At 40.7% G+C, this 22,851-nt stretch carries 12 protein-coding genes; 10 read left to right on the forward strand and 2 right to left on the reverse strand.

Going from position 1 to position 22,851, the window contains the following annotated elements; all coding sequences use genetic code 11:
- Window positions 1-2 precede the first annotated feature (2 nt).
- Window positions 3-2,543, reverse strand: coding sequence for a phosphoenolpyruvate synthase (gene ppsA / locus RMX69_RS04105; RefSeq protein ID WP_322636599.1), 2,541 nt, complete (start codon window positions 2,541-2,543; stop codon window positions 3-5).
- A 262-nt stretch (window positions 2,544-2,805) separates the two neighbouring features.
- Here ppsA and RMX69_RS04110 point away from each other — a divergent pair, with 262 nt between their 5' ends.
- Together RMX69_RS04110 and RMX69_RS04115 are read left to right on the forward strand one after the other, a co-directional pair.
- Window positions 2,806-3,006 (forward strand): DUF2949 domain-containing protein, encoded by a 201-nt coding sequence (locus tag RMX69_RS04110; protein WP_289795633.1) that lies wholly within the window; start codon window positions 2,806-2,808, stop codon window positions 3,004-3,006.
- 43 nt (window positions 3,007-3,049) lie between these two features.
- Window positions 3,050-4,132 carry an ATP-dependent 6-phosphofructokinase gene (locus RMX69_RS04115; protein ID WP_322636600.1) on the forward strand — a complete coding sequence of 361 codons (1,083 nt, stop codon included), beginning with the start codon at window positions 3,050-3,052 and terminating at the stop codon, window positions 4,130-4,132.
- Between the two features lie 10 nt (window positions 4,133-4,142).
- On the opposite strand, the gene RMX69_RS04120 is transcribed toward RMX69_RS04115, so the two are convergent.
- On the reverse strand, window positions 4,143-10,145 hold the full coding sequence (locus RMX69_RS04120) for a translocation/assembly module TamB domain-containing protein (RefSeq protein WP_322636601.1): 6,003 nt from the start codon (window positions 10,143-10,145) through the stop codon (window positions 4,143-4,145).
- Between the two features lie 260 nt (window positions 10,146-10,405).
- On the opposite strand from RMX69_RS04120, the gene RMX69_RS04125 reads away from it, so the two are divergent.
- The 8 genes from RMX69_RS04125 to RMX69_RS04160 all read left to right on the forward strand — a co-directional run bounded on the left by RMX69_RS04125 (window position 10,406) and on the right by RMX69_RS04160 (window position 22,848).
- Window positions 10,406-10,852, forward strand: a complete 447-nt coding sequence (locus RMX69_RS04125) for a DUF3110 domain-containing protein (protein ID WP_289795635.1) — start codon at window positions 10,406-10,408, stop codon at window positions 10,850-10,852.
- A 178-nt stretch (window positions 10,853-11,030) separates the two neighbouring features.
- Window positions 11,031-11,957, forward strand: coding sequence for an N-acetylmuramic acid 6-phosphate etherase (gene murQ, locus RMX69_RS04130; protein WP_289795636.1), 927 nt, complete (start codon window positions 11,031-11,033; stop codon window positions 11,955-11,957).
- 619 nt (window positions 11,958-12,576) lie between these two features.
- Window positions 12,577-13,776, forward strand: coding sequence for a response regulator (locus RMX69_RS04135; RefSeq protein ID WP_289795637.1), 1,200 nt, complete (start codon window positions 12,577-12,579; stop codon window positions 13,774-13,776).
- Between the two features lie 484 nt (window positions 13,777-14,260).
- Window positions 14,261-14,623, forward strand: coding sequence for a response regulator transcription factor (locus tag RMX69_RS04140; protein WP_289795638.1), 363 nt, complete (start codon window positions 14,261-14,263; stop codon window positions 14,621-14,623).
- A gap of 123 nt (window positions 14,624-14,746) precedes the next feature.
- Entirely contained in the window at window positions 14,747-15,220 is a 474-nt protein-coding gene (locus RMX69_RS04145) for a chemotaxis protein CheW (protein WP_289795639.1), read from the forward strand.
- A 125-nt stretch (window positions 15,221-15,345) separates the two neighbouring features.
- Window positions 15,346-18,654 (forward strand): GAF domain-containing protein, encoded by a 3,309-nt coding sequence (locus RMX69_RS04150; RefSeq protein WP_322636602.1) that lies wholly within the window; start codon window positions 15,346-15,348, stop codon window positions 18,652-18,654.
- A gap of 136 nt (window positions 18,655-18,790) precedes the next feature.
- On the forward strand, window positions 18,791-19,159 hold the full coding sequence (locus RMX69_RS04155) for a four helix bundle protein (RefSeq protein ID WP_289795640.1): 369 nt from the start codon (window positions 18,791-18,793) through the stop codon (window positions 19,157-19,159).
- A 65-nt stretch (window positions 19,160-19,224) separates the two neighbouring features.
- Window positions 19,225-22,848, forward strand: a complete 3,624-nt coding sequence (locus tag RMX69_RS04160) for a hybrid sensor histidine kinase/response regulator (RefSeq protein WP_322636603.1) — start codon at window positions 19,225-19,227, stop codon at window positions 22,846-22,848.
- The last annotated feature ends 3 nt before the right edge of the window (window positions 22,849-22,851 follow it).

A 22,851-nucleotide genomic window follows, 5' to 3' on the forward strand; every position in this document is an offset into this window, starting at 1 on the left:
AATTATTCTTTGCTACCTTTTTCTGCTGCCGCAATTTCTAACAACGTTTTCAGCACTGAATCAGGATTGAGGCTAATGGAATCAATACCTTGTTCTACCAAAAAACGAGCAAATTCTGGGTAGTCACTTGGTGCTTGACCGCAAATACCAATTTTGCGTTGGCGAAGCCCGCCGGAGGCATCGCACTGTTTTACTGTAGATATTGCTTTCGCGATCATTCCTTTGACAGCATCATCGCGTTCGTCAAATAAATGCGCTACCAACTCGGAATCTCTATCAAGCCCTAATGTTAATTGCGTTAAGTCATTAGAACCAATTGAGAATCCGTCAAACACTTCACAAAATTGCTCTGCAAGTTGCACGTTACTCGGTAACTCGCACATCACATATACTTGTAAACCGTTTTCTCCCTTCACTAAACCATGCTTCGCCATCTCTGCAAGTACGCGCCGACCTTCAGCCGGAGTGCGGCAAAATGGTACCATCAAAATCACGTTGATTAAACCCATTTCCTCGCGAACTTTTTTCATGGCGCGACATTCTAAAGCGAATCCTTCGCGGTAGCGTTCATCATAGTAACGCGATGCACCCCGCCAACCAATCATCGGGTTTTCTTCTTTGGGTTCAAATTGTTTTCCACCTAAAAGATTGGCATATTCATTAGTTTTGAAATCACTCAAACGGACAATTACAGGTTTAGGATAGAATGCTGCTGCGATCGCGCCGATACCTTGGGCGAGTTTATCAACAAAGAATTGCGCTTTATCTTCATATTGTGCGGTTAATTCAGCAATTTTGTATTTGGCTAGTTCATCTTCCAATTCATTAAAATGAATTAATGCTAAAGGATGCACCTTAATGTGGTTAGCAATAATAAATTCCATCCGTGCCAAACCCACCCCATCATTAGGAATAGCGCTATAGCCAAATGCTTCTTCTGGGTTGCCCACATTCATCATGATTTTAGTGCGAGTGTGGGGCAATTTTTCTAATGGTATTTCTTGAACTTCGTAGGGTAACAAACCTGCGTAGACTTTTCCGGTTTCACCTTCAGCACAAGAAACTGTAATTTCTTGCCCAGTTTTAATTACCGTTGTGGCATTACCGCAACCCACAATTGCCGGGATTCCCATTTCTCTGGCAATAATTGCCGCATGGCAAGTACGTCCGCCGGAATTGGTGACAATCGCACTGGCTTTTTTCATGATCGGTTCCCAGTCGGGATCGGTGCGATTAGTTACCAGCACCTCACCAAGCTGAAATTGTTCCAAGTGATGCACATCGAGAATTACTCGTGCTTTGCCTTGTCCGATCATCTCTCCGACGCTGCGCCCTGTAACAAGAGGCAGAGGGGCAGCACTTCGGCTACGCTCAGTAACCGAGGGGTGGAGGGGCAGAGGGGAAAAAGCTTTTGTCTCCCCTGCTGCCACTACAAGATGATAACTACGCAACACATTTTTAGTCTTCTGCGATTGCACAGTTTCAGGGCGTGCTTGGACAATAAATAATTCGTTGGTGATACCATCTTTCGCCCATTCGATATCCATTGGCGTGTAAACACCACGCACTTTTGAGTAGTGTTCTTCAATTACATACGCCCATTGTGCTAGTTGGAGAATATCTTCATCATTGAGGGCAAAGGCGGTGCGATCACTCGCTGTAACTGGAATATTTTTAGTCATTTTCGAGCCGCCCAAGTCATACACCATCTTGATTTCTTTTGTCCCCAGGCGTTTTTTTAAAATTGGGCGGTATCCTTGTTTAAGAGTTGGTTTAAATACTAAATATTCATCAGGATTTACTGCACCCTGAACAACGTTTTCACCCAAACCGTAGGCGGCGGTAATTAGTGCTGTATCTTTAAATCCTGTCTCGGTATCAATAGAAAACATCACACCAGACGTAGCTAAATCGGAACGCACCATTTTTTGAACACCGACAGAAAGGGCAATACTGAAGTGGTCGAAACCTTTGATTTGACGGTAGGAAATGGCGCGATCGGTAAAAATAGATGCAAAGCACTTATGGCAAGCTTCTAATACAGTTTGCAGTCCGTGGACATTTAAGTAAGTTTCTTGTTGTCCGGCAAAGCTAGCATCGGGTAAATCTTCGGCTGTAGCACTGGAACGAACTGCTACATCAGTATCAGCACCATACTTTTGACACAGGTCTTGATATGCTTGGGCGATCGCTTGTTCTAATTCTTCAGGAAACGGAGTTTGTAGCATTAAAGACCGCGCCTGTTTACCTCGTTGCCGCAGATTATTCACATCTTCAACATCTAAGTCTGCAAAAATCTGTCTTAGCTGCGGTTCTATTCCTGCTGCTTCAATAAAATAGCGATACGCATAAGCAGTAGTAGCAAATCCCGTAGGAACTTTTACGCCTTTGGATTTAAGCTGCTGAATCATTTCTCCTAAAGAAGCATTTTTGCCTCCAACTCTAGGGATGTCTGCAATTCCTACTTTTTCCAAAGGCAACACAAGAGCTTGTGATAAAACTTGATGTTCAGTGTTTTGATTAGACAGTGTTTTTAGTTCCATAGTAAAGCTTCCTTAATATAAGTGGAGAGAGTTGCAAGGGCTGCTTTGAGTTAATGAGCATTTCATCTGACACTTATGTTTATAGGAAGATACTTTGAGGAACTTGTGAGGATGTCGGATTGTGACTATCATCCAATTTTGGATTTTATGAAACAGAAGAGATAATATTGCATTTCCTCACAGGTTCCTCACAGGTTCCTCAAACTTTTTGCGTAATTTTATCTATGTCCTGTATGGACAAAGCTATAAGAGGGTAATTAACGTGGAATCTAGAAAATACACTAAATTAATTCACTTTTTACTAGAGGAGTTGGCAATTCCTGCTGCTGCTATCAGCTTGGCTTTGCGTCATGTTGAGCAAACTCCAAGTTTGTTGCCTATAATTCTTTGGCAGTATGGACTAGTAACTGTTACCCAGCTAAACCAAATTTTTGACTGGTTAGAAGTAGCATCCTACATTTAACCAGCAATTTACGTCGTATAAATATTTCTCATCTAATAGTTTTATGAAAAACCGCAAACGAGTTGGTATTCTTACCAGTGGTGGAGACTGTCCTGGGCTTAATGCTGTGATTCGGGCTGTTGTCAGCCATGCAACGCTCACTTATGATTGGGAAGTGCTGGGAATTTCTTATGCAACGCAGGGATTGCTGGAAGGTAAAGCAACTACTCTGAAGATGCACGGTCTAGACCTGCGTGGGATTGACCCCTTGCTTTTTATGGGGGGAACTATCTTAGGAACTATTAACAAAGGAGATACACTGGCTCATGCTAGTGAGATTATTGCCGGTTATCAGACGTTAGAGCTAGATGCACTAATTGGCATTGGTGGTGATGGTAGCTTAAGTATTCTTCACAATCTTGCACACCAAGGAAATTGGAATTTTGTCGGTGTTCCGAAAATGATTGATAATGATGTAGCGTTTACAGAAAGGTCTGTAGGATTTGATACTGCTGTTAATACAATTACAAATGCTCTTAACGCTCTGACTTTTACAGCAGCGAGTCATGACCGGGTGATGATTGTGGAGGTTATGGGTAGAAAAGCAGGTCATTTAGCGTTGCAAGCAGGAATAGCAGGCGGTGCAGATGTGATTTTGATTCCAGAAATACCTTATTCAATTGAGGGAATTTGCCAGCATCTTGCTCAACTGCGCGATCGCTCTTGGCGCAAATTTGCGATCGTCGTAGTTGCAGAAGGTATTGAAGCGGTGAAAGGCTCATCTGATCTTAACGTGCTTTGTCAGCCAACAGCTACGTGCGGAATGGGTCAATACATAGCCGACCAAATTAGCCGTTGTAGTACTCAGAAGATAGAAACGCGAGTTTCAGTTTTAGGGCATATTCAACGAGGCGGTATTCCTTCTGCCTTAGATCGTCTAGTGGCGTCAGCTTTTGGTAAAACCGCAGTGGATTTGGTCGCACAAGGCAAATATGACCAGATGGTAGCTTGGCAAAATGGCCAAGTTGTTGCTGTCCCTTTGGCAGAAGTAATGCTTCAAAGTCCTTCGCCTGTGGATGCTAACGGGTATTTAGTTCCCGTTGCTCGCTCTTTGGACATTTATGTAGGTGATGGTTTTCAGTATTGAAGAGATTTCTTTAAAACCGCTTTTGATATTCCACTACTGCACGACTGTCATCAGTTAAGTTAGTCGAAGCACGCACACGATATTCATTGTTTATCCGGTAATTAATACCCCATTGGAAGGGATCGTTTGTTGTCAAAATTTTAATACTGGAAACGGATATTTTGGAAGAAATGTCAACCCCAGCCTCCGCTGCTAATTCCAAAGTTGAATTGTTTCTTCCAGCTTCAGGATTCTCAGATATCACGGTAGGAAATATCCGCAGTTCACTTAAGCCAAAAGTACTCCCAATCTGGTTAAAAGCTGACTGAAAATTGTTAAACACAGCCGAACCTGCAATGTTAATCAGACCTAAAGTACTGTCTGCACGTCCTTGGGTGTCTACAAATCCGCCTCCTAAAAGAGCAACAATTTCGGTTTGACTACGTGACGGACTACTTGTTAATTCTAGATTTTCATTTAGTTTACTAGCTAAACCGTTGATAGTAGCTTCGACTCGAACACTCTCTAACGCTGATAAACCTGTAGAATTTACCCGGCTGAAGTCATTACTTTGAGTTACATCCAATACTTTGGCAAATAGCCGAATATCTAAGTTGGGGTCGCGGGGTTGAGAAGGACTAAAGGTTGCAGTGTGTTTATAGCCACGAGCAAGGTTAAATTGGGTAGTAAATAAATTTACCCCTCCTTTTTCTAGCTGAATAGTGCCATCGGGTATCGGCTGATTGATTAAGCCGTTAACTATGAGATTACCGCTGGCGCGGAAGTTGAGAATAGGGTCACGGGTAATTTGGACGTTTTTACCTAGTTCCAAATCTAAATTATTAAATCTGGCGTTAGTGTTCCCTGTTCCATTTCCAATTTCAGATTTGCTCTGCTTATTGTCTTTTGTGGGTGATACGCCAATACTACCATTTTCAGATGTCGTGGCGTCGGTAGATTCTGCCAGCAATACTTTACCATCAAATAAATTTACTCTACCGCCAATTATGGGATTAAGGGCAGAACCAGTAATCTGCAAATTGCCACTAGCACCTCCCTGATAAAGTCCCTTGAGATTCAACGCCAGCTGATCGAGATTAACAGTCAGGGGATTTTTGATAGTTACGTTCTCATTGTTGAAGATGGGAATTTCTCCAGCAGCTTCGACCTTTCCACGGCTAAATCTACCTTGAAGATTTTCTACTAAGATGCTGTCAAAATTAAATAGCACTCTACCTGTGACGCGTCTCAATTTACCTGGCAAAGCCTGGGCTGAAAAAGTCGCATTATTGACAGTAGCAATTCCATTTACTTCGGGTTTTTGCAGTGTTCCCCGCACCTTGAGGTCTACTTCTCCTTCACCTCTCTCAAATACCACTTGATTAGTCAATGCGTTTAAAAGCCCTAATCCCTCGTTTTCCAACTTCATATCCAAACTGATTTGCTCGCTGTCTGGTGCGACGGAAGCAAAAGGTAATTTATAAGGGATGCTGCCAGTAATATCAACAGGTTTTGGCCCAGCAACCGCTACAGTACTACCAAAATTTAAGCGTCCATTGGCATAGCTGAAACTTGCTGTTGCTGACTCTATTTTGCTCTGATTTAGTACTCCTTCTGTAATTTGCAATTCCCCTCTAGCTTGGGGATTAGCAATGCTGCCCGCTAAAGCTGCTGTACCGTTAAGATTACCTGTGATTCCAACTGGTAGCTTGACAACATTATTCAATAGTTGTACTGGAAAATTATTCACCCGCAGCTGACCAGATTGTTCATCACCACCAACGTTACCTGTAAACGCAATCAGTCTGTTTTGAGACTGGATTCGTAATGGTCGCAAACTCAAAACACCATTTTCAAAGTTACCTTCGGCAATAACTTGATCGGCAGTATAAAAACGATTTCGTTCTTCCTTTTTACCCCAGGCAAAGTCTTGTCCATTCAAATTAAAATCCACTGATAATCCATTGGGTGTAGCTGTATTTACAGCCACTTCTCCATTGAAAGTCCCCTTTAAGTCTGCCAAATCTGGTATGGGAGTGGAATTAAGTCGCTGTTCTTCCTGTTCTGCCACCAAAGCTTCAATTTCAGAAAACCGTTGGATCTGGGTTAATAAGGGTTCATCTGGCGTTCCTTGGGGATTGGTGGTCAGATCCGCTGCTGTACCGTAAATTTCTGGCGAACCACCTGGCAAATTTTGTAAATCAAATACCCGTGCTACAACCAGAACATCTTGGATCTCACCCTGCTTGACGTTCAGTTTGCCTTGTAATTGAGGCCCTTTAGGGCTTTGAGCCACAGTACCGACAAGGGCGTAGCTACTTTTTCCTTTGACAAATTCGCTACTAGTGAGTGTGGCTTTACCGTCACCGTAGCGGAATTGAGCAGCTATTCGATCGCCTTTAACCCGGCCAATTTGGGGATTTGCGATCGCTAAATTTCCTGTTGTTGCCAATGTCTGCTGATTAAACAGCAAATCCCCAGTTAACAATCCAGCTATCTTACCAGCACCCAGGCGAGTAATGGGTGGCGGAGTCAAATTCAATATTTGTAAGGGGAAATTGGCAACTTTCAGCGCCCAATCATTCCCTTGAACATTACCTGTGGCTGATGCTTGCTGCCATTTTACTAAGAAAGATTTCGGGCGATTATTGGCATCTAAATTGAAGTTCAAGCGATCGCTATTACCCGCCAAGTTCAAACTCAAACCGCGCCCCTGTTCTGAATCAATGTTTCCAGTTAACAAAGGTTCAAAAGCAATATCTTGAACAACCAAATCTCGTAAGTTGATTTGCCCTACTACATTTGGCAAGGGCAGTTTACCAGTGACTTGACCATTAAAATCTACACTTCCCGCCACAGCAACTTGATTGGGAAGATTAATCGGTAACTGTTTTAAGTTGTAATTCTGCGCCTGGACGTTGAGATTTAGGGCAGTAATTTCCGGTATCCCTGCCTTTGTTGCATTGGCTAATATGTTACCAGTCACACTTAAACCGGGAGCAGTTGCTCGCTCAATAGTCAGCCTTTCACCACTCCAAGCGATCGCAGCCGTCAAGGGTTGCTCTAAACCAGGGATACCTTGAGATAGTTGCACCTGTCCAGCAGCACGCACATCAGCTAATTTGGACGATCCGAGCGTACCGGCTAATTGTAACTGACCGCCAAACTGACCCCGCAATTGCTGATTTAACCGATTTAATTCCACACCAGCAGCATCAACTACGGCTTGATAGCGACCATTAGCTACTTGGATATTAGAGGCTGCGATCGTTCCACCTGCAACATCCAGCCGTCCCTGACCGTTAGCTTGGATAGTTTGCGGTTGGAAGGATTCAACAGAACCTGCCACGTTTACTTGACCAGTTAACGTCCCTCGCAACTGTGGTGGCACTGCTGCTAATTGTTGTAAAGGTACATTAGTTGCCTGAACTTGCGCCTGGTATACACCATTACCCACTTGGATATTAGAGGCCGTAATAGTTCCACCCGCAACATTGACCCGCGCCTGACCGTTGGCTTGGATAGTTTGCGGTTGGAAGGATTCAACAGAACCTGCCACGTTTACTTGACCAGTTAACGTCCCTCTAAATTGCGGTGGTACTGCTGCCAACTGGCGCACAGGTACATTATTCGCTTGAACTTGCGCCTGATAGACACCGTTAGCAAGTTGGATATTAGAGACCGTAATAGTTCCACCCGCAACATTGACCCGCGCCTGACCATTGGCTTGAATAGTTTGCGGTTTAAAAGACTCAACAGAACCCGCTACGTTGAACTGACCATTTAATGCGCCTTGCAATTGCTTTGGTACTTTTCCCAACTTCTGCACAGGCACATTCTTAGCCTGAACTTGCGCCTGATAGACACCATTCGCCACTTGGATATTAGAGGCTGTAACCGTACCCCTGCCAATAGCAAGGCGACCCTCTCCAGTCCCACGGAAGGTTTTCAGGCTGAAATCATCTCTGCTACCTGCGATTTGGAACGTTCCCGCCAAAGGATTATCTAAAGCTGGAGGAGACTGTTTTAATATTTGTCCCAACCGCACACCATTAGCTACAAGTTGAGCCGAGAAACTTTGTTCTTGCAGTTGGATATTAGAAACTGCAACTGTGCCGCCACCAATTTGAACTCCTGCACCATCACTGCGAATTGTGGCAATTTCAAATGGCGCTGTGCTGCCTGAGAGGATGAGACTACCATTGAACTGTGCCCCAGCCAAAGAGACATTTTGCAGTTGACTCTTGTCTACAAAAGGTTCTAACTTCACCCCAGAGGAAACAGCCACAGCTTGCCAACGCTCATTGGCATAACTACCAGTTGCCCGGACTGTCCCACCACTGACATTCAGAGCGACATTGCGGAAAGATATGTTGCGATTTGGAGCGATCGCAACTTCACCAGTTCCGGGATAAGTTCCATTGGGAGCTTGAAACTGTACCACAGTTTGGACATTGGTAGGAGCGCCAGTTAGTTGAGCTGTACCTGAGACATTGCCGATTTGAAAGGTAGGTGTTGTTTCGTAGACTTTGGCGATCGCATCCCCTGGAATATTCTTGGCAGCGAAATTTAAATCCAGTCGTGGGCTTTTACCGAGTTGAATTGTACCAGCGCCCGTGATATCACCACCGACTTTAGCTTTACCTTGAATATCTTTTAGGGTCAGTAAAGAGGAACTAGTAACAAGCTCAAACTTACTACTGATGCGATTAAAATCAACTTTGTCAATTCTGGCAGTTTGGATAGTGGCAACTGAGCCGGAAAGAATTGGCTCTTTAGTCGATCCGGTAATCTGCAAAGAAGCTTGTACTTGTCCAGCGATCGCTACAGGTAATTTTACCTTGAGAGTCTCCTGGGCATTCGCCAAACTCACCGCATTTACACGCGCTGCTAACTTCAAACCTGCTTGAGTATCGACGATTCCCGTAGCCACTAAAGGAATTTTGCCGTAGTTGCTAGTCACATTATTTAACTGCAACTCCGTTCCTTGGAAGCGGAGGTTTCCTTGACTATTGCTCAACAATTGCGGGACTTTGGGTATTTGCAGCGTTACCCCTTGCACAGTAGCGTTGCCAAACAATAGAGTTTGTTGTCCAGGTGTCAACCGAACTAACAAATCGCCATTGGCTCGACCCGCCTGTAAGTCTACTGGTAACTTAATCAACCGAGTAATATTCTCAGCTAGAAAATCTTGTGCTTGCACCTGGAAAGTCCCTGCTAGCACCTTAGAACGTGTCTCTCCCTGAATGGAAATATTGCCACCACTGTCTGCTTGACCCCCAACTTCAAACCGTATCAACTGGTTATTTGCTAGAAGTCGAGCAGATCCGTTGAGTTGAGAAAATAGCACCGGCAATTGCTGAGTGTTGTTAGTAGTAGCAGGGCGTTGAGCCGTTACTGAATTAGAATTTGGGTCTTGTCCCTTGCCCCCCTGCTCCTCTGCCCCTCGGTCACTGAGCGTAGTCGAAGTGCTGCCCCCCTGCCCCTCTACCCCCTCATCTCCCTCTCTCTCATCCGGCATCAAGGCCAGCTTGGCATTACGAAACCGCAGGTAGTCCAAATCGGTTTTAATGGCACTGCTTCCACCTGACGACGCAATGGTAGTAGAAACCCAACGCCCTTGGTCATCCTGGTCAATATAAATATCTGGATTGACTAAGGTTACATCTAGCTTTAAATGGCGATTAAAAATTAGTTGTAACAAATCAAAACCCACCTCTACAGATTCGACTGTGGCCCGATCTGCATCTGTAGGTGTGGCTGGGATAGCTGAAGCCCCAAACTGTACTCCTGTCAACGAAAATTGTGTAACTCTTCCCAGTTTTACCGGACGGTTGAGTGTAGTAGTTAGACTTTGTTGTGCTAACGGCGTTAACTCTGTTTGGACAAAAGTCCACAACCGCCAAATACCAACGAGAACTCCTAACAGCAAAAGTCCACTCAAGGCAATGCTACCCCGGCTCAACACCAGCAACCACAAACGTTTGCGGATAGGGGAGGGGGAATGAATATCTTGATTGGTAGATTTAGTCATTTGCTTTCACTGTATTAATTGCCGGATGTCGCTGGCACACACAAGCATTAACTGGCACATTGGTTCAGTATGCCATTTCCAGGATACGCCAACAAAACCCAAGACCCCATTGGTTGAGTTACGGTATTTTCTCGATCCAATACTTATGCTTAATAATATTGGCGTTTTCAGGAAAATCTGAATAGAGTGAAAATTATTCCTGTGACTTTCCTTAAGGCACAATCTCGAACTTTAATATGAATAAACCTTAAAAAGGACAGATGATTACACCAATGCGTGTTTTTGTGTTAATTTTTAACGCTCGAACGGAAAATGAGGGGATTCACACGATCCGGGAAGGCGATGCCAAAAGTGGCAAGCTACGCAATAAAATTCTGATGTTCGAGTCAGAAGACGATGCGACGCGCTTTGCCCTGATGTTAGAAGCTCAGGATTTCCCCGCACCCACACCGGAGCCGATGGATGCTGAAGAAATTAAGGAATTTTGCGAAAGTGCTGGATATGAATGGGAAATCATCCCAGAAAACAGCAATTTAGTTGTAACTCCCCCAGAACTTAACGTCGAAAAAACTGACTGGCAAGAAGATGCCCAGAAGGAGGATACTGTTGAAGATACTTTCCCTCTCAATCAACAGCCGCTAGAAGAACCAGAATTGTCGGATTCTGAACTAGAGAAGATGCGTCGCAAATTGGAAGGGTTGTTGTAAGTAGTCATTAGTCATTAGTCATTGGTCATTGGTCATTGGTCACTTGTACTGAGCTTGTCCTGAGTGTAGCCGAAGGGCGTAGTCGAAGTATTGGTCACTGGTCACTGGTCGCTAACTGACAAATGACAAATGACAACGGACAAATGACAACGGACAAATGACAAAGGACAAATGATAAATGACAAATTTGCAAGAACGCGGGCATCTTTTAACTGAGCTGGTAAATCCTAATAGTCTGAACTTAGACCAGCTCAGTTCTCTGGAATTGGTGGAGTTGTTTAATGACGAAGACCAAAAGGCTGTTGCAGCAGTTGCAGCGGCGAGAATTCAGTTGGCAGAGGCAATTGAACGCACCGCAGAGCGTTTGCGCCACGGAGGACGCCTATTTTATATCGGTGCGGGTACAAGTGGCAGATTAGGGGTGTTAGATGCTGCTGAGTGTCCACCTACTTTTTGTACACCCCCAGAGTTGGTACAGGGGATTATTGCTGGTGGTGCTGGCGCACTAGTACGCAGTTCTGAAGATTTAGAAGACAGCATTGAAGATGGCGAGGCTGCGATCGCAGGGCGGCACGTTACCCAATTAGATGTCGTAGTTGGCATTACCGCTGGTGGGACAACGCCTTATGTCCACGGTGCGCTTCATGCTGCTCGTCAGCGAGGAGCTATAACTATTTTTATCGCCTGTGTTCCTGCTGAACAAGTTAGCTTTGATGCCGATATTGACATTCGCCTATTGACAGGCCCAGAAATAATCGCCGGCTCAACTCGCCTGAAAGCTGGTACAGCCACTAAACTAGCTTTAAATATTCTTTCTAGCGGTGTGATGGTTAAGCTAGGCAAAGTTTATGGCAATCGCATGGTGGATGTAGCAGTAACAAATCAAAAATTACGCGATCGCGCTTTGCGAATTTTGCAAGACCTCACAGGTTTAAGTCGGGAAACTGCTGGTTTTTTACTAGAACGTAGTGGTAAATGGGTCAAGCTGGCCCTATTGATGCACTGGACTGGTTTGGAAAAAGACGAAGGCGATCGTCTACTTTCAGAACACCAAAGTAATCTCAGAGCAGCCGTTATCAGCTATCAAAACCACAAGCAACCTTGAATAAATTTTCTAAATTAATACTTTCTAATCTGGCTGCTACTTGTTTTAGTAGCACGCCTTTTTTTAAGAATAATATTCCCTAGAAAAGTTGACATCAATTAGCATAATTAAGAATAGTAAACTTAAATAAATATTTTTAACCTATATTGTGAATGTGAATAACTAAAGCAAGTCTCTTTGGAGACTGCTAATCTTTTTTAAACAAAAATTCAGAACTTATACGGATATGATTCAGTATGAAAATTCTTAAGATGATATATTAATACACTATGATGTCGACTATGGCAACCTACTTTAGTCATAAATATTAGCAGAAAAGTAAACTCTGCCAATAAAGACTTGATGCTAGATAAATTCTTTACTAGCAATAGTTTTGCTATCTTAACATCCGCCTTGCTTTTAATAATCTTGATTTAGACTGCTATATACCAAATCCATTTGCACTGATTCATATATTTGCCAATCGCTATATAGCTAGAACACTGGGACAGAAGTGTTGCCTATCTTTAACAAGTGACTTCAGAAATTTGTCTGGTTAATTGAGATGGTAGGTAGATTGACGCTGTGCTCTACTAGTATCGGTTTTTAATGGCTAGCTTTTTAATAAAAGGAACAAACTATGGCTCATCAAGAACTTATTTCAAATAATCTAGTAAATGAATTTAAAACTTGTACTCAGTTGCAATACAATGGCAAATTAAATATTAAGAGTTCAAAGGGCAGCCAATGGACTTTTTACTATCGACTGGGACGGATAGTTTGGGCAACAGGAGGAACTCATCCCTTCCGACGTTGGCGTAGACATATAGCCCAGAATTGTCCCCAGATTGATGTTGATAAGTTGCAGTTACGTGGGCAAGACCTATCAATTGATTACTGGGACTATAAACTGATAGAAGTATTTTATAAAAAACAGAAAATTCAGAGAGAACAGATTCAATCTATTGCGGAAAATACGATAGCAGAACTATTATTTGATCTAGCTTTGCAAGGAAACTTTGCTTCTCTAAGTTGCAATCGCAACCAAGAAGTTATCTTAGAAACCCCAATGAGCTTCACGAGTGCAGAAATGTCTGTAAAGCACATGCAAGACTCATGGAAAATTTGGTCAGAAGCAGGTTTAGCAAATTTTTCTCCTGACTTAGCACCAATTCTACGGCGACCAGAACAACTTGAGCAGATGGTTAGTCCATCTGTCTACAAAAACTTTGTAAATTTAATCAATGGTAAATTTACTCTGCGAGATTTAGCCATGAAAATGAAGCAGAGTGTACTACCACTTACCCGTTCCTTGCTTCCTTATATCCTTAAAGGAATCATTGAATTGGTAGAAGTACCTGACTTGCCTTTAGGAATTACTGAAGTCAACAATAACTCTACCACCACACAAGCCAAGAAGCGGATTGCTCCACTAGTGGCTTGCGTCGATGATAGCCCTCAAGTATGTAAAATGGTAGAGGATATTGTCACTTCCAATGGATTGAGGTTTGTCAAAATTCAAGATGCTGTACAAGCTCTACCAACTCTGATTCAGGATAAACCAGACCTGATTTTTTTGGATTTGATTATGCCAGTTGCTAGTGGTTACGAAATTTGTACTCAGTTACGAAGAATATCTACATTTTCCAACACACCAATAATTATATTAACAGGCAGTGATGGTCTTTTAGATCGAGTTCGTGCCAAAGTAGTTGGTTCTACAGATTTTCTCACTAAACCTGTAGTGGCTGATAAGGTAATGAGTATAATACGTAAATATTTACCTACACAAAGCGTATCCAGTGAAAAGAGTAAATCTAATTTAGAGGTTTGTAATTAGGGAAAGTTAGAGGCAATTTTTGGTTCTGAATTATTCCTCAAAACTTATAAACTTTTCCACCTCAGTAAAAATTAAATTATTGAGGTTAAACAATTTTACATTAAGTCTCTTCTTCAAATCATTTATTTACGATTTTAGATATGTTATTACCTTGAAATTATTTTGCTGCCAGTCATTTTTACATCTTGAATCTTCAATCCAAAATATAGAATCTACAATTAGGTTATCAAACTATTTTATATTCAAAAATCTTATATTAAGTTATGTTTATTACGTACTTTTTCTGAGGTTGATAAATAAAGATTGAATCAAAATTAGACAAATACAAATTTTTGTATTTATAGCAGTCCTATTTGATTTGTGAATATTGTTTAGGGCAAAGGGGTTAGGGCTAGTCTCTAGTCCCTTCCATTTCTTTTTGAGGAATCATTTAGGATTTGTCTATTTTGTTTACATTTTGAGAAAAAGTTAACGATTAATTGCCATGAATACTGTTTTAGTTGTTGAAGATGGCTTAACAGATATGGAAATAATCAGCCGTTACTTGCAACAGGCAGGTTATTCTGTGATTAGCGCCACTAGTAGTGAAGAGGCTCAAGACAAAATAGATCAAAATAAACCAGACTTAATATTTCTCGATGTAATTTTACCGGGTAAAAGTGGCTTTGAAATTTGCCGAGAACTGAAAAATAATCCTGACACTAGCAATATACCTGTGGTTTTTTGCTCTACAAAAAATAGTGATGTAGATAAAATTTGGGGTAATATGTTAGGCGCTGATGGTTATCTATCAAAACCGATTGATCGCGAGGAACTAGTAGTAATTTTAAAGCGATTACTCAATTAGTGAAAATATCATAAATCAAAAAATCCTAGAAGTCACTATTTTTTAGATGAATCTCTCCAAGAATAAACAATAACTGTAAATAGTGGCTCAAGATAAATAATCAAGGACAAAGGATCGATAGCTTTGGAAACCCAGGAAAAGTTTTTAAGTTTTAATTTGGGAGTAACTGATACAGCTGTAATTTCTTTACAACACATCGCAGAAGTTTTGCAAGTATCATTACCAGAAATATGTGGCGTTCCTCAGATGCCAAGTAGTGTCTTTGGTATTTATAATTGGCGGGGTGAGATGCTTTGGTTAGTCGATTTAGAGGCAATGTTAGGTTATCCTCCAATTTCACAAGAGTCAAATTTAGTTTCAAAAATGATGGCAATTGTTCTAGAAAATAAAGGTAAGTATTTGGGACTATTGGTGCGACAACTTATAGATATTGAATGGCTGGATACTAAAGAAATGAAACCCGCAAGTGCTGAATTATTTTATCCGAAAATATCACCTTTTTTACAGGGATACTTTATTAATGATTCGGAGGAGATAATTTTTAATTTGGATGCTACAACTATTATTCAATCTCCAGGATGGGGGATTCATAATTGAATACTTAGTAAGGTGTGATTAGGTATATTGTTTTGAAAACTCCTAATCATTAATGAGTAAATACCAGATAAATATCGCTTGCCACATATCCAGTTATTACCAATCACAATTTTGAGGTTAATCAAATGACATTTTTGTATAACAATAGCCATGAGAACGAGCATCTAATCTCGGAATTAGAAAATCAGAATGGTAACGCTCATATAGCAAATATTGCTAGTAGTGAAATATCTTTATTAAATGCGATCGCTCTAGAATTTAAAACTTGGCGGCGACAGTTGAAAGACATCGCAACTTACATGCGCCAAGCCCCAGACCTTGATACATTACTGAAAATTACTGTAGCACAAATTAGAGAAAAGATTGGCTGCGATCGCGCCTTAATTTATCAGTTTACTTCGCGAGAATCAGGTAATGTTTTAGCCGAATCGAGAACACTAGGTTGGACACCAACTTTAGGTGAAAATATTCCTGGAATTATTTTTGGTCTATATACCAATCAAGACTATATAGAAGCTGTAGTTATTGACGATATCAATCAAATTCAACTTACCCCTTATCAAAAGCAACTGTTAGATAAATTTCAAATTAAAGCTAGTTTGAGTTTACCGATTGTAGTAGAAGGTAAAGTGTGGGGTTTACTAGTAGTTAATAATTGCTACTCAACGCGGCAGTGGCAAGAAGTAGAAATTAGCCTACTATCTCAACTGACAACAGAACTAATTTACAAATTACAGAGCTTTGAATTCCAAAAAGAACAGCAACAGCGGCTACTAGCAAAAAAATCGGTAGCTAAAGTCATCGACAAAATTTTGCGGATATCAAATGTCGATAAGCTTTTTCAAACAACCACTCAAGAAGTACGTCAATTACTAAAATGCGATCGCGTCGGTGTCTATCGCTTCAAATCTGACTGGAGTGGTGAGTTTGTCGCTGAGTCTGTGGGTAATGGTTGGGTAAAAATGGTAGGCCCTGATTTTTACATGGTCTGGGAAGATACCCACTTACAAGACACTCAAGGAGGACGTTATGCCAAGGGTGAAAGCTTTGTAGTCAATGACATTTATCAAATGGGCCATTCTCAATGTCACATTGACATTTTAGAACAGTATGAAATGAAGGCTTACATCATTGCGCCCATATTTGCTGGAGAGAAATTATGGGGTTTGTTGGCAGCTTATCAAAATTCTGGGCCTCGTGATTGGCAACCTTGGGAAGAAAGCTTTGTAACTCAAATTGGGCTGCAATTTGGTGTAGCTATCTCGCAAGGGGAATATCTTGAGCAAGTGCAGACAAAATCTGAGCAACTAGCTCAAATAGTTGAACAAGAGAAAGTTTTCACTAAGATAGTCAACCGCATCAGACAATCTTCAGATGTAGAAAGCGTCTTCAAAACAACCACTCAAGAAGTGCGTCAATCACTACAATGCGATCGCGTCGCTGTCTATCGTTTTAACCCTGACTGGGGTGGTGAATTTGTAGCTGAGTCTGTGAGTAGTGGTTGGACAAAACTGGTAGGCCCTGATATTAAAACCGTTTTGGATGATACCTACTTGCAAGAAACTAAGGGAGGTCGGTATGTCAGAGGTGAAAACTTTATCGTTAATAATATCTATGAAGTAGGTTTAGCTCCCTGTCATATTGAGATTTTAGAGCAGTTTGAAGCTAAAGCTTACATGATTGTTCCGATATTCTTCGGGGATAAATTGTGGGGATTGCTAGCAGCTTATCAAAACTCTAGCTCCCGTGAATGGCAAAGCTGGGAAGTGAATTTTTTAGTTCAAACTAGCTTGCAATTTAGCCTAGCTAAATCACAGATAGATTATTTGGAATTAGTGCGAGTCAAATCTGAAAAACTAGCTCAAATAGCAGAACAAGAGAAAGCTGTCACCAAGATAAGTAACCGCATCCGCCAATCTTTAGATGTAGAAGAAATCTTCAAAACAACGACTCAAGAAGTCAGGCAATTATTGCGATGCGATCGCGTTGCTGTGTATCGCTTCAATCCTAACTGGAGTGGGGAATTTGTTGCAGAGTCAGCAGGTCATCTTTGGGTAAAACTTGTAGGCCCCGATATCAAAACCGTCTGGGAAGATACCCACTTACAAGAAACTCAAGGAGGTCGATATGCCCAAGGAGAAAACTTTGTTGTAAATGATATCTATCAGGTAGGTCATTCTCCTTGTCACATTGAAGTTTTAGAGCAATTTGAAGCCAAAGCTTATGTAATTGTGCCTGTATTTGCTGGAGAACAATTGTGGGGATTGCTGGCAGCTTATCAGAATTCGGGAACTCGTGATTGGGAAGAATTAGAAGTTACTTTGTTAGCACGTATTGGCAGCCAATTAGGATTGGCATTACAACATACCGAATATTTGCAACAAGTACAAGCGCAGTCAGCAAAATTAGCAGAAGCCGCAACACGGGAAAAGGCAGCTAAGGAGTTACTACAACAACGATCCATTCAACTCTTAAAAGCCCTTAGACCCGCCCTTAACGGCGACTTAACAGTACGCGCACCGATTACAGAAGACGAGCTAGGCACGATCGCAGATGCTTACAATAATACTCTGCAAGCACTGCGGCAAATTGTTGTTCAAGTACAAGGGGCTGCTCAACAAGTTGCACAAACTTCCAGCAATAGCGAAGCTTCATTAACGGGATTGACTAATCTGGCACAACAACAATCTGAGGAGATTACCGCAGCTTTAGATGACATTCAACAGATGGTGGACTCTACTCAAGCTGTAGTAGCGAATGCTGAGTTAGTACAACTAGCAGTGCAAAAAGCCAATCAAACTGTAGAGTCTGGCGATACTGCCATGAACCTGACTGTAAAAGCAATCCAAGGAATTCGCGAAACCGTTGCTCAAACCAGCAAAAAGATTAAACGCCTCAGCGAATCCTCGCAAAAAATCTCCAAAGTGGTGAATTTGATTGGAAATTTTGCCACACAGACAAACGTACTCGCTTTGAATGCAGCCATTGAAGCTACTCGTGCCGGTGAATATGGCAAAGGCTTTGCAGTTGTAGCTGATGAAGTCCGTTCTTTATCTCGCCAATCAGCAGCAGCAACCATCGAAATTGAAAAATTAGTTCAGGAAATTCAAGCAGAAACTGGGGAAGTTGCAGTAGCAATGGAAACTGGTATTCAGCAGGTAGTAGAAGGTACAAATCTTGTTAGCGACACTCGCCAAAACTTAAATGCGATCGTTTCTGCGACTGCCGAAATTAGTCAGCTAATCGAGCGAATTACCGCAGCGACTCAAAAACAAATGGCGCAATCTGTAACAGTCACTAAATCAATGCAAGATGTTGCAGAAATTGCTGATAAAACTTTTGCTGAATCTCAAGAAATTGCAACTGTGTTCCAAGATTTATCAGGAATGGCGCAAGAGTTATTAACAACTGCTAGTAAGTTTAAAGTGAAATGAAAAATGGTTAGGAGTTAGGAGATAAGAGCTATTAGGTCAAAGCATTAATTATATAAAGCACTATTTTATTGGCAAATGTAAAATGCTTTGACCTTAATTACTTATAACTTTTTAGTTAAGAAAAGGAGATGTCTAATTGGCAGAGAGTGTTATTCAACAGAAGAGTTTCAAATTTACTTTAGAAATTATTCACCTATATATTAAACTGCAAAATCAACGTGAATATGTGCTTTCTAAGCAATTACTACGAAGTGGGACAAGTATTGGCGCAAATGTTGAAGAGGCTAGCGGTGGTCAGAGTAGAAAAGATTTCTTGGCAAAAATGTATATTGCATACAAAGAAGCTAGGGAAACCAAATACTGGCTACGTCTACTACAACAGTCCAAACTAGTAAATATTGATTTAACTAATGAACTCATCTATGCAGACGAAATCATTCGGATTTTGAGTTCAATAGTCAAGACAACTGAAAAATCAATTGGTCGCTCAACTCTTAACTCCTAACTCCCAACTCCTAACTCCTAACTCCCAACCCCAACTCCCCACTCCCCACTCCCCACTCCCTAATTATGATCACAGATAACGAAATCCGCGAACAAGGGTACATCTATTTTCTGGCTGAAGCCCCAGAATTAGTCCAAATTATTGAACAAGAACTATTTAGCTTATCGGCAGATTATAGCATTACTAAAATTCACAATTTAATGCGGGCTACTCATACACTTAAAGGTGGTGCAGCTAACGTTGGACTAGAATTAATTAAGACGATCGCCCATTTTTTAGAAGATGTATTTAAGGCTTTATACAATCCAAAAGTAATCGTGGATGCAGAATTACAAACACTTTTATTACAAGCTTATGAGTGTTTGAGTATAGCATTAAATACTGAGCTAATAGGCAGTACTGTTAATGACGAAGAACTGCTTCAGCGAGCAACTTCAGTGTTTGCACAGTTGCAAGAAAATCTGGGTGATGCGTTTGGTGCTGAATCTCATATTCCCACTTCTGAAGAATTGGGATTTGATATTGTACAATCTGTTTTTGAAGTAGGAGTAGAACAACGTCTAAACAGTCTTGCTGAAGTTATTAACAATCCACCAAATAATGAAGAATTTATCGAGTTTTTACACTCTCAAGCTGAAGTATTTCTTGGCTTGGCAGAATCTCTAAATTTACCTGGATTGGGAGAAATTTCCGAAACAATTCTCTCCGCATTGCAAGCAAATCCCAACCAGGTACAGCAAATTGCAGAAATTGCCCTTGCAGATTTACAACAAGCAAAAAAATTAGTATTAGCAGGCGATCGCATATCTGGTGGAGAAACGTCTTTAGGTTTACAAAAACTCACAATAGTGGCAAACAATGAGTTATCTGAAGAATTACCAAATAATTCATTTTCTGACACATTTATCATCAATGTAGAACAATTTTATCAATTTCTCACTACATCTGATAACAATAAAAATGAATCGGTAAAGCCAACAACTGCCAAATTCTATTTAAAAGTAATTCGCTACATTTTTGGCTGGTTTAATCACCAGATGCAAATACCAGAGACGGAACTAAATTTAAATTTACTAGTTCCCAGATTAGAAAGAATAAGTCTGCTGAACTATATCGAAAACTGGCTGAAAGACTTTCTTGATTTTGTTCAAGATGAAGAAGATAGTCAAAGTCTTTGTATTTATCGACATGGGATTATCTTAATCATTTTATTTGCAGTTGCAAAATTTCAATATTCTCTGAAAACATCTGATAGCTACCTTTCAGGAATTAAAATATTACAAAACCAAATTCATAAATTAGCAAAAGAATATAAAAGTTATCCTCCTGTTACTAGTGAAGAGAAAAATTGGCTTGATAGTCCCAAGTTACAAAAATTGTTAGTTATTAAAGAGATTGTATCTTCTCAATCACCTGATAACTTACTAGAAGCAATATGGGGAGAAGAAGCTAGGCAGAACCTTGCTGTTGAAGTGGTGACAACCCAGGCTGATAATTCTTCAGAAAAGCTTGATTCATTAACTGTCAACGAGCAGGTAGTTATAGACGTTCCGAAAACAGCTATTGAAGTCATCCCTGATATAGCTACACAAATCAACAAAGAAATAGACGATAAATCAGAGTATGTTCAAACTAAAAACTTTCGTCAACCTTCATTTATTCGGGTAGATACAGAGAGATTGCAACACCTCAATTATTTAGCAGGAGAATTGCTGATTTACCAAAAACGGGGTAGTTTACAAGATGAACAGGTCAAAGAAATAATTGAGCAACTAGAACAGCAACTCACTAGACATCAAACAACTTTAAATAATTTACGCGATCTACCTTTACAAATACAAAATATTACCTCACAACAAACGCAAAGTTTTGCAGTAGATTTTGACTCTCTAGAAATGGATGTATATACAGAATTTCACATGACATTGCATGAAGCAATAGAAGAAACACTGCAACTACAAGAAACCACAGAATCTCTCGATTTGCTTCTGACACAAGCTACTCAAATTAGCGATCAAAAAGAGAATTTAACTCTTAATATTATAGATAGCTTAGTCGAAGCACGAATGGCACCTTTGGGCAATATTCTGAATCGTTTCCCTCACATGGTAAATAAATTGGGGAATGTTCATGCCAAACTTGTAGAATTGAAACTTACTGGTAGTGAAGTCCTAGTAGATAAAGCGATCGCAGAAAAACTCTACGATCCCTTGTTACACTTAGTGCGTAATGCTTTTGACCACGGTATTGAAGCTCCGCAAGTTCGCCGAGAGCTTGGTAAACCAGAAGAAGGTTTAATCGAAATCTGCGCTTATCATCAGGGTAGCCAAACTGTTATCGAAGTTCGTGATGATGGTCAAGGATTGAATTTAGACAGAATTCGCAGAAAAGCTGCTGAACTTTATCCCATACAAACTGAAGAAAAAACTAGAAAATATGCTTCTAGTCTGGCTGAACCTGAACTTTTAGATTTGATATTTTCGCCTGGATTTACTACTGCAAATAAAGTAAGTGAAATTTCTGGGCGCGGTATGGGTTTAGATATTGTGCGTACTCAGATGCACGCACTCAACGGCTCGATTTCAGTTCAATCCTTACCCAACCAAGGAACAATATTCATCCTCAAAATTCCTTTTTCTATGACTACAGAAAAGTTAATGCTTGTTCAAGCCAAAGGTGTTGTTTATGGTCTGATATTGGACAGTATCGAAAAAATATTAATTCCCTCTGAACAACAGATTAAAGAAATTGAAGGAAAAAAAGTCTTATATTGGAATATAGACAATGATGAGACTATGGTTAGCCTTCGTCAACTTTCAAAGTTGATTAATTATAATGGTTCATTCATTAATAATGAGACTCAATACGACACTTCAAATACTCACGACCCAAGTGTAGCGAAAAATCCGGTGCTTTTGCTACAGCGAAATCAGGGAAAGGTTGCTTTAGAAGTTGACCAAATAATCGGCGAACAAGAACTGGTAATCAGACCTTTAGGAAATGCGATCGCACCGCCAAAATACATTTATGGTTGTAGTAGTTTAGCCAATGGTAATCTCATCTTAGTAATTGATGCTTTGTTACTGGTAAAATCTAGCGAAATCCAACAAACAACACTTGATATCAGGGCACTACCAGTTGCTTCTTCGTCAAATAAAAAAGCCTTGTCGATATCAGGGCATACTTTTTCATCTACACCATTACTTGCGGCATCGACTTCCACAACAACCATAGAAACCCAATCCAGTTATTCTCAAGAGCCAGATTATAAGTCACCAAAAGTTGTTTTAATAGTAGATGATGCAATTAGTCTCCGGCAAACTCTCTCTCTGACTCTCCAAAAATCTGGCTATCAAGTAATACAAGCCCAAAATGGTGTAGAAGCTCTAGAAAAATTGCAGTTACATCCTGAAATTAAAGTTGTCGTCTCCGATTTAGAGATGCCACGAATGAATGGTTTTGAGTTGTTGAGCAATTTCCGCCAATACACCAATTTAGCAAAAATACCCGTAGTAATTCTCACTTCTCGCAGCGCTGAAAAACATCGCCAGCTTGCCCAAGAATTGGGTGCAAAAGCTTACTTAACCAAACCTTTTTTAGAGCATGAGTTTATCTCTAAAATTAAGGAGTTAATAAACAATAATACAGATAATTTAGATCATTTACTCATAGTGAAAAATAATTTATAATTT

The sequence above is a fragment of the Nostoc sp. EspVER01 genome, from assembly GCF_034530635.1.
In the GTDB taxonomy this organism is placed as follows: domain Bacteria; phylum Cyanobacteriota; class Cyanobacteriia; order Cyanobacteriales; family Nostocaceae; genus Nostoc.

Bases quoted from the DNA above. Each gene is read 5' to 3' on its own strand.
- murQ (WP_289795636.1), top strand. From the start codon at position 11,031: ATGACAAATTTGCAAGAACGCGGGCATCTTTTAACTGAGCTGGTAAAT.
- RMX69_RS04125 (WP_289795635.1), top strand. From the start codon at position 10,406: ATGATTACACCAATGCGTGTTTTTGTGTTAATTTTTAACGCTCGAACG.
- RMX69_RS04120 (WP_322636601.1), bottom strand. From the start codon at position 10,145: ATGACTAAATCTACCAATCAAGATATTCATTCCCCCTCCCCTATCCGC.
- ppsA (WP_322636599.1), bottom strand. From the start codon at position 2,543: ATGGAACTAAAAACACTGTCTAATCAAAACACTGAACATCAAGTTTTA.
- RMX69_RS04115 (WP_322636600.1), top strand. From the start codon at position 3,050: ATGAAAAACCGCAAACGAGTTGGTATTCTTACCAGTGGTGGAGACTGT.
- RMX69_RS04135 (WP_289795637.1), top strand. From the start codon at position 12,577: ATGGCTCATCAAGAACTTATTTCAAATAATCTAGTAAATGAATTTAAA.
- RMX69_RS04160 (WP_322636603.1), top strand. From the start codon at position 19,225: ATGATCACAGATAACGAAATCCGCGAACAAGGGTACATCTATTTTCTG.
- RMX69_RS04150 (WP_322636602.1), top strand. From the start codon at position 15,346: ATGACATTTTTGTATAACAATAGCCATGAGAACGAGCATCTAATCTCG.
- RMX69_RS04140 (WP_289795638.1), top strand. From the start codon at position 14,261: ATGAATACTGTTTTAGTTGTTGAAGATGGCTTAACAGATATGGAAATA.